This window comes from Novosphingobium sp. 1529, assembly GCF_040544855.1.
Classification (GTDB): domain Bacteria; phylum Pseudomonadota; class Alphaproteobacteria; order Sphingomonadales; family Sphingomonadaceae; genus Novosphingobium; species Novosphingobium capsulatum.
In genome coordinates this window covers 229,639-238,374 of record NZ_JBEPKW010000006.1, presented here as the reverse complement: position 1 = coordinate 238,374, position 8,736 = coordinate 229,639, and the positions used below count along the sequence as shown (strand labels likewise).

Sequence of the window (8,736 nt, the reverse complement as noted above, 5' to 3'; positions counted from 1 at the left end):
TCCGTAGCTATCTGGCGACCAACACAACCCTTCAGGAAACACCCGAAGAACCGGAAAAACCGGCTGAACCGCGTCGGTGAAGCGGCATATATGGAGCACTGCCCAAGGCGTCAACGACGTTTTGCAATTTTGTTTCAAAATCTTTGGAACCCATTGGAAAAGAACGCGTTTTTTCACGCACTTTGGTGCCCCTCGATCGCGTTAGCCTGCCCTTGTGGCCAGATGGCGCCGACATTCCGTGATTCTCCTGATTCTTTGGGCCATTGTAAGCCAATCCTTAAACCCGCACGGAATAAACCCGCATCAATGGTCGCCCCACTCGCCCCGCCTCTTCCGCCTGATGGCACGCCCGCGCGCGTCAGCGTGATCGTGCCGGGCTTTGGCGTGGCGGCGTTCTTGGGCGAGGCACTGACATCGCTGCAGCGCCAGGACATGACCGCGTGGGAAGCGATCGTGGTGGATGATGGCGATCCGGCGGTGGCCGGTGCGCTCGCGCCGTTCCGGTCCGATCCGCGCATTCGTCTGTGCCAGACCGCGAACCACGGCGTTTCGGCCGCGCGCAATGCCGCCATCGCGCAAAGCACGGCGCCTCTGATCGCGCTGCTCGATGGCGATGACCTGTTTCGCCCGGCCTACCTTGCGACCATGGTGCCGGTGCTGGAAGCCGATCCCGCGCTGCGCCTCGCCACCTGCAATGCCCGCATGTTTGGCGCCGTGGCAGGAGAGCGTTATTGCGTGGAGCACCTCCAGAGCACGCGCGGCACCTGGCTTGGCGTGCTCGACCGCTCGTTCAATGTCTATATCGGCTCGGTCTTTCGCCGCGCCGATTGCCTGGCCGTGGGTGGCTTTGACGAAACCATGACCCATGCCGAAGATCTCGACCTGTGGGTGCGGCTCATGGCGCTGGGCGGCGAAGCGCATTATGTCGACGCGGTGCTATGCGAATACCGCGTTCGCGCCGGTTCCGCATCGGCCCAGGCGCTGCGCCTGCTGCGCGGGAGCCTGAAAGTGCAGAGCAAGGCCCGCGCCAGTCTGCCGCCTGGCGCGCCGGACATTGCCACGGTCGAGCGCTTGATGAACGACACGCGCGATGCATTGGCATTCGAGGAAGCCATCGATCGCATCGTCGCCGGCCAGGCGCGTTCGGGCTTGGCGGACCTGCGCCAGATCGGCACGCGGCTGAACGGCCATATGGGTGGCCCGATGTGGCAGTTGGCCCTAGCGCTGTGGCACTGGCTGCCGGGGCTGGCCGCGCCTATGCTGCGCTGGCGCCGCCGCGCCCATCGCCGTGGCGGCACGCGCGGCGCAGCGTCTCCCAGCTATCTCGATAGCGAGCAGTGACCATGCCCGGCCTGCTTGCCCCACCATCCCCTACTCCTTTTGCAAAGATGCCCGCCATTCCTGCCTCACCTTCTTCGATACCGGCCGTCACCGTGGCCACCAGCGTGTACAACGCGGCGCAAACCCTGGGCCCGGCGATCGAGAGCGTGCTGGCGCAGACCTTTGGCGATTTCGAATTCCTGATCCTGGATGATGGATCGACCGACGATAGCCTGGCGATTGCCCAGGCCTATGCTGCGCGCGATCCGCGCGTGCGGCCGATCGCGATGCCGCGCCAGGGCCTGGTGCGCAGCCTCAACCAGTTGTTCGCGCAGGCCCGCGCCCCGCTGGTCGCCCGCTTCGATGCCGACGATATCTGCATGCCGGAACGCCTGGCGCGTCAGGTGGCGTTCCTGGCAGAGCATCCCGACCACGGGCTGGTCGCTTGCGAGACTACGTTCATCGACGAGACCGGCGCCCCGGCGCCGAACCCGCCGATCCAGCGCCCGCACGATCATGGCGCCATTCTGGCCGCGCTGGAGCACGGGCCGATCCTGTGCCACAGCGCCGTCATGGTGCGCACCGATCTGGTGCGCGCGGCGGGCGGCTATCGCGAGGCGTTTATCCACGCGGAAGACTATGACCTGTGGCTGCGCCTAGCGAGCCAGACACGCATGGCCAACCTGGCAGAGTGCCTGCTCGCCTATCGCATCACGCCCGGCCAGGTGAGTTCGCGCCATGTCGTGGCCCAGGCGCGCAACGCCGCGATCGCCTGGCTGGCCCATGGCGCGCGGACGCGAACCGGAAGCGACCCGATCGCGCCGCTTTCCGCCCTGCCCACTCTCGACATGCTGGATGGCATGTTTGGCGCAGGCAGCGCGGCCTATGTGCGGCAGCGGATGATCGATCGCCTGCTCTATGCGCCCGATCGCCTGGCAGGCGAGGCCTGGCCCGTGCTGTTGGGCCATATCGCCGATGGCGCCCCCAGGGCACGGTTGTGGCGCACCGCGATCCGCCTGCTGAAAGCCGGGCATCCGCTGCGTGCCGTGCAGACCGCGATCGCCCTGGCGCGGCAAGCAGCATGACGGCGAAGCGCGACACGCCCCGGCGGCCCCATCCGGCCACCGGCAGCCCGGCGCCCGAAATGTCGGTGCGCACGGCGGCGGCCTGGGCGCTGGTGTCGCAATACGCCTCTTTCGCGATTCAGTTCGCCACCAGCGTTGTTCTGGCCCGGTGGTTCATCACGCCGGCGCAGTTGGGGCTGTTTTCGATCGCCTTTGCCGCGGTCACGATCGTCGCCTTCCTGCAGGACTTCGGGGTGGCGCGCTATGTCAATGGCGAGCGCGACCTGACGCCGGAAAAGCTGCAGACCGCGTTTACCATCTCGGTGGTCTTTGCCTGGGGCATCGCACTGCTGGCGCTTGCCAGCGCCGTGCCGGTGGCGCGGTTCTACAACGATCCTGCGCTTCTGCCGGTGCTGCTGGTGGTGGCATCGTCCTATCTCTTGGTGCCCTTGTCGATCGTGCCGCAGGCGACCTGCCAGCGGCGCATGGACTACAAGTCCAACACCATGATCGAGGTGGGATCGTCGATCGCCAACGCCGCCACGGCGGTGACTTTGGCGGTGCTCGGTCATGGCGCGCTGGCACTGGCCTGGGGCGCCTTTGCCCAGCAGGGCGCGCGCCTGGTGGTGAGCCAGTGGCGCGCCGGCGTGATGGTGCCCTGGCCGCTGCGGCTGAAGGGGGCACGGCCGGTGCTGGAACTGGGCGGCACCAATTCGGTGCTGTCCACCTGCTATTCGATCACCGCGCGGGCGCCCGAACTGGTGATCGGGCGGCTGATCGACAACACCGCCGTCGGGCTGTTCGCGCGCGCTTCGGGCCTGGCCCTGCAACTGCGCATGCTGGTGGCGGGCGCGGTGACCGGCGTGTTCTATCCCGCGTTCCGCCGGGTGCGCGACCAGGGCGATCCGCTGGGGCCGCCCTATCTGCGCGTGGTCGCCGCCTATACCGGCGTGACCTGGCCGGCCATGGCCGGCATCGCCACGCTGGCGCAGCCACTGATCCAGGCGCTCTATGGCGAGCGCTGGCTGGCCGCCGCGCCACTGCTGCTGTGGGTGGCGCTGGCACAGCTGTGCTATATCTCGCTGCCGCTCAATGCCGATCTGCCGCTGCTGCTGGGGCGCAAGCGCGGGCTGATCCACCGCAACATCGTGGAAACCGTGCTGTCGGTGGGCCTGATCATTGCCGCCGCGCCGTTTGGCCTGGTGGCGGTGGCGATCTCACGCTTTGTCCATGGGCTGATCTGGATGGTGATCTATGCCCCGTTCATGCGGGCGATGCTGGATTTTTCCTGGTCGAGTCTGGCGCGCATCTATGGCCAGAGCCTGGCAGTCACCCTGGCTGCGGTGGCGCCGCTGCTGGCAAGCTATGCGCTATGGGCCGGGCCAGGCGCGTGCGGGCTGGGCCAGGTCTTTGCCATGGTGGCAGCAGGCATCCTGTGCTGGCTTGTCGTCATGCGGCTGACGCGCCACCCCCTGCTTGACGAAGTGCTGGGCCTGCTGGGTGAAATCGTCGCGGCGCTGCCTTGGCGAAAGCAACCGGTTTCGCCGTGATACGGTGGTGAATATCCCGTTTCCGTTCGATCCGGGCCTGCGCAGTTGAAAATAGCAATGGCGCTGCCGTCCAACCAGGCGTAACCTGCTGGGCGGAGAGGAACCTGACGATGTTGATGCTGGCCCAAAAGGTTGCCGGCACGCTGGGCCCGCTGGCCTTGATGGCGGCGGCCCTGCCGGTGTCCGCGCAACCCGCGCAAACCACCCCGCTGACTGCGGCGCCCCTGGTTGCCGCACCGAAACCTGCCACGGCCGATGGCCTACCCCCGATGGAAGAAATCCACCTCGGCCAGGATGCGCGCACCCGACTCACCGTGCCGGTCACGATCGGCAGTGCCGGGCCCTTTGCCTTCATGGTCGATACCGGCGCAGAACGCACGGTGTTGACGCGGCAGACAGCACAGGCGCTCGGCCTGGCGCCCAGTGGTCGCGCCACGCTGGTGAGCGTCGCTGGCCTGGAAGACGTGGACCTGGTCACCGTGGCCGAAATGTCGCTTGGCACCCGGCGCTTTTCCGGGCTGGAAGCACCGTTGGTGGACGGGCACGACCTGGAGGCTGAGGGCATTGTCGGCCTCGATGGGCTGCAGGACCAGCGCGTGACGATCGATTTTGCCGCGCACCGCATGATGATCGGCAATGCCGCGCCCGATGCGCCGCATGCCGACAGCTATGACATCGTCGTTACCGCGCGCCGCCGTTCGGGTCAGTTGATCATGACCGAGGCCATGGTCGATGGCGTGCGCACCGATGTGATGATCGATACCGGATCGGATACCTCGATCGGCAACCGCGCCCTGCAGCGCGCGCTCAACCGCCGGCAGGGCGAGCAGCAGGCCCGCCTCATCGCCGTGACCGGACAGGTCATCACGGCCGACGTGGGCCAAGCGCGCGTGATGCGGATCGGCGGCATGGATATCCGCAACCTGACCTTCGCGTTTGCCGATGCCCCCGCCTTTGCACACCTCAAGCTCAGCCGCCGCCCCGCTCTTTTGCTGGGCATGCGCGATTTGAGCGCGTTCCAGAAGGTGGGGATCGATTTTGCCCGGCGCAGGGTGATGTTCGATTTCACGCCAGCCGCGCCACAGGCACTGGCGGCACGCTGATCTGGCGGGCAATCAGCAGGTGGCATCTGCCAACAAAATGCCTATGTGAAGGCGATGCCGCCCGAAAAACCAAATGCCCCCGGTGCCCGCCACGATGGCTGGCACACGCTCAAGCGCTTTCTTCCCTATCTCTGGCCGGCCGATAATCCCGGCCTGCGCTGGCGCATCGTGGTGGCGTGCGTGTTCATCCTGGCCTCCACCGGGGTGCAGCTTTACCTGCCCTATCTGCTGAAATGGGCAGTCGACGCCATGAACACGTCCGGGCCGCGCCTGGGCATGTTGGCCATGTGGACGGTGCTGGGCTACGCCGCCGGGCGCTTTGCCGGGGTGGCGTTCGACAACCTGCGCAATATCGTGTTCGAACGCGTGGGCCAGGATGCCACGCGTTCGCTGGCAGAGCATGTCTTTGCTCAGTTGCACCGCCTGTCGCTGCGCTTTCACCTGGCGCGGCGCACCGGCGAGGTGACCAAGACGATCGAGCGCGGCACCAAGAGCATCGATACGATGCTCTATTTCATGCTGTTCAACATCGCCCCCACAATCCTGCAACTGATCGTTGTCGCGGTGATTTTCTGGATCACCTTTGGCTGGGGCCTGGTGGCGGCAACGGCAGTGGCGGTGGCGGCCTATATCTGGGTCACGCGCACGATCACCGAATGGCGCAGCCACTTGCGCGAGCGGATGAACCGGCTCGATGGGCAGGCGCTGTCGCGCGCGGTGGATTCGCTGCTAAACTACGAAACGGTCAAGTATTTCGGCGCCGAAAAGCGCGAGGAAGCCCGCTATGGCCAGGCCGCGCGCGCCTATGCCGATGCGGCCGTTGCCAGCGAAAACAGCCTCGGCCTGCTCAACATCGCGCAGGCGCTGGTGGTCAACCTGCTGATGGCCGGTGCGCTGGCCTACACCGTGTGGGGCTGGTGGCATGGCCAGTTCACCGCCGGCCAGCTGGTGTTCGTGCAGACCTACCTGACGCAGTTGTTCCGCCCGCTCGACATGCTGGGCATGGTCTATCGCACGATCCGCCAGGGGCTGATCGACATGGCCGAGATGTTCCGCCTGATCGACACCGACGTGGAAGTGGCCGACAAGCCCGGCGCCCCGGCGCTGGTCGTGCGCCGGCCCTCGCTCACGTTCGACAACGTGGTGTTCGGCTATGATCCCGATCGCACGATCCTGCATGGCCTCTCGTTCGAAGTGCCAGCCGGCAGCCGCGTGGCCATTGTCGGGCCATCGGGCGCGGGCAAGTCCACCATCGGCCGCCTGCTGTTCCGCTTTTACGATCCGCTATCGGGCCGCATCCTGATCGATGGGCAGGATATCGCCACGGTCACGCAGGCAAGCTTGCGCGCGGCGATTGGCATCGTGCCGCAGGATTCGGTGCTGTTCAACGATACCATCGGCTACAATATCGCCTATGGCCGCGAAGGCGCCACGCCCGATGATGTGGCCGCAGCGGCGCGCGGTGCGGCGATCGGCGATTTCATCGCCCGCCTGCCGCAAGGACTGGACACCGAGGTAGGCGAACGCGGGCTCAAGCTGTCAGGCGGGGAAAAGCAGCGCGTGGCGATTGCCCGCACTTTGGTGAAAAACCCGCCGATCCTGCTGTTCGATGAAGCCACCAGCGCGCTCGATACCCGCACCGAGCAGGATATCCTCGGCACGCTGCGCGACGTGGCCACCAATCGCACCACGCTGTCGATCGCGCACCGGCTTTCCACCATTGCCGATAGCGACACGATCCTGGTGATCGACCAGGGTCGCCTGGCCGAACAGGGCAGCCACGCCGACCTGCTGCGCCGCGCCGGGCTCTATGCCGAAATGTGGGCGCGCCAGGCCGCCGAAAGCGAGGAAATGGGTGAGGCGGCAGAGTAAGGCGCTGTTCTCCCCCTCCTCTTCAGAGGAGGGGGTCGGGGGGTGGTGGATGCGCAGCGCAAGGCTTCGCACCACCCCCAGCCCCTCCTCTAAAGAGGAGGGGGGTATGAAGCTGATTTCACAAAGTTTTCTTTTCCCTCAAGCGAAGCCCTCACTTCACCACATCGGCCCCGTGCCACACCACGGCCTGCGCCACCTTGATGCAGTCCATGCCGCCGTCATAGGTCATCGCGGGCGAGCCATAGAGGCGCCAGCCCTGGGCCAGCGCCTCTGACACGCGCTCGCAAAAGGCGCGGTCGTCCTTGCCGGTGAGCAGGCGATAGATCGGGCGGTTGTCGGGCGTTTCATGCATGGCCGGGTTTTACCATGGCCGCCGCCGCTTGCCAGCCCGCGTGTTTGGCGGCACCACCCGCGCCCATGGAACCCATTACCAGTCCAGAAGCCACCCCACCCCCCGCAACCGCAAAGCGCAACTGGCTCGATCACCCGCGCGGGCTGTGGGTGTTGGCCGGCACAGAGTTGTGGGACCGCATTTCCTGGCATGGCATGGTGGCCATGCTGGTGCTCTACATGACCGGCGAGCTGCTGCTGCCCGGGCGGGTGGAGCATGTCGTCGGCTTTGCCAGCTATCGCGCGGGCCTCGAGCATGTGTTCGGCCCGATGAGCGTGACGCAACTCGCCACGCAAACCTTCGCGCTCTATTTCTCGGCGATCACGTTCCTGCCGCTGGTCGGCGGCTGGATCGGGGACAAGGTGATGACCCGCCGCGCCGCAGTCAGCCTGGGCGCCCTGACGATGACCGCCGGGCATTTCGCCATGGCGTTCGATGCCACGTTCCTGCTGGCGCTGGTCTTGCTGGTGATCGGCGCGGGCCTGCTGCGCGGCAATCTGATGCCGCAGATTCGCGCGCTCTATGCGGCGGGCGACCGGCGGCTGGGCGATGCCTTCCAGGTCTATACGTTCTGCATCAATGTCGGTGCGTTCATCGCCCCGATCGCCAGCGGCACCATGGCCAAGTACTATGGCTGGCACGCCGGCTTTGCCGTGGCGGGCGTAGGCATGCTGGCCGGCCTGATCTGGTATCTGGCCGGATCGCGCCACCTGCCGCCGCAGGTGCCGCCGCGCCAGGCCGGACCGGCGGTGCCGCTCACCGGGCAGGAAAAGCGCAATGTCTGGCTGCTCGCCATGGTCTGGCCATTCAGCGTGGCATTCTGGACCGCGCAGGCGCAGGTGTGGAACGTCTACAGCCTGTGGGTGCGCGACCATATCGCCATGACCGTGGGCAGCTTTGCCGTGCCGATCCCCTGGCTGCAATCGCTCGACGGGCTGGCCCCGGCGGTTGAAGCGCCGCTGCTGATCCTGCTGTGGCGCTGGCAGGCCACGCGCAAGGCAGAGCCTGACAGCCTGACCAAGCTGGCCACAGGCTGCCTGATCTTTGCCGCCTCCACGCTCCTGCTCGCCCTCTCGCCCACGGCCACGCGCGGGCCGATCTGGCTGCCAGTGGCGTTTCACCTGCTCTCAAACCTGGGCGCGATGTTCTTTGCCCCGGTGATGCACGCCTATTTCGCCACCCGCGCGCCGGAACGCTGGCGCGGGACACTGATCGGGGTGGAAATGCTTTCGGTGGCCGTGGCCAGCCTGATCAGCGGGCCGATGGGCGGATGGTACACCCAGGTCAGCCCGCCGGTGTTCTGGCTCGTGACGGCAGCGATCCCGGCGATTGCCGGCGTCCTGCTCCTGGCCCTGCGCCATCCGTTGCGGGTGTTCGGCGGCCCCGACACGCTGGTGAAAAACGAAGCTGGGGCGGCGGGTCACTAACCCACCGCC

General features: G+C 66.5%; 7 protein-coding genes. 6 read left to right on the top strand and 1 reads right to left on the bottom strand.

The window, feature by feature from the left end; translation table 11 throughout:
• Window positions 1-306: 306 nt before the first annotated feature.
• The 5 genes from ABIC78_RS14055 (at window position 307) to ABIC78_RS14035 (ending at window position 6,909) form a co-directional block, all read left to right on the top strand.
• The gene (locus ABIC78_RS14055) at window positions 307-1,341 is read left to right on the top strand and encodes a glycosyltransferase family 2 protein (RefSeq protein ID WP_171797201.1); all 1,035 of its coding nucleotides are present in this window, start codon (window positions 307-309) and stop codon (window positions 1,339-1,341) included.
• Between the two features lie 92 nt (window positions 1,342-1,433).
• On the top strand, window positions 1,434-2,405 hold the full coding sequence (locus ABIC78_RS14050) for a glycosyltransferase family 2 protein (RefSeq protein ID WP_237741043.1): 972 nt from the start codon (window positions 1,434-1,436) through the stop codon (window positions 2,403-2,405).
• On the top strand, window positions 2,402-3,934 hold the full coding sequence (locus tag ABIC78_RS14045) for a lipopolysaccharide biosynthesis protein (protein WP_054132675.1): 1,533 nt from the start codon (window positions 2,402-2,404) through the stop codon (window positions 3,932-3,934). The genes ABIC78_RS14050 and ABIC78_RS14045 overlap by 4 nt, the downstream gene beginning before the upstream one ends.
• Window positions 3,935-4,044: 110 nt before the next feature.
• A complete protein-coding gene (locus ABIC78_RS14040; RefSeq protein ID WP_231627800.1) occupies window positions 4,045-5,037 on the top strand; it encodes an aspartyl protease family protein in 993 nt (330 codons plus the stop codon).
• A 54-nt stretch (window positions 5,038-5,091) separates the two neighbouring features.
• Complete coding sequence (locus ABIC78_RS14035; protein WP_354490330.1) at window positions 5,092-6,909, top strand: ABCB family ABC transporter ATP-binding protein/permease; 1,818 nt, start codon at window positions 5,092-5,094, stop codon at window positions 6,907-6,909.
• Between the two features lie 151 nt (window positions 6,910-7,060).
• On the opposite strand, the gene ABIC78_RS14030 is transcribed toward ABIC78_RS14035, so the two are convergent.
• Complete coding sequence (locus tag ABIC78_RS14030; RefSeq protein WP_022676927.1) at window positions 7,061-7,261, bottom strand: DUF1737 domain-containing protein; 201 nt, start codon at window positions 7,259-7,261, stop codon at window positions 7,061-7,063.
• A gap of 65 nt (window positions 7,262-7,326) precedes the next feature.
• Here ABIC78_RS14030 and ABIC78_RS14025 point away from each other — a divergent pair, with 65 nt between their 5' ends.
• Entirely contained in the window at window positions 7,327-8,727 is a 1,401-nt protein-coding gene (locus ABIC78_RS14025) for a peptide MFS transporter (protein WP_354490327.1), read from the top strand.
• Window positions 8,728-8,736 lie beyond the last annotated feature (9 nt).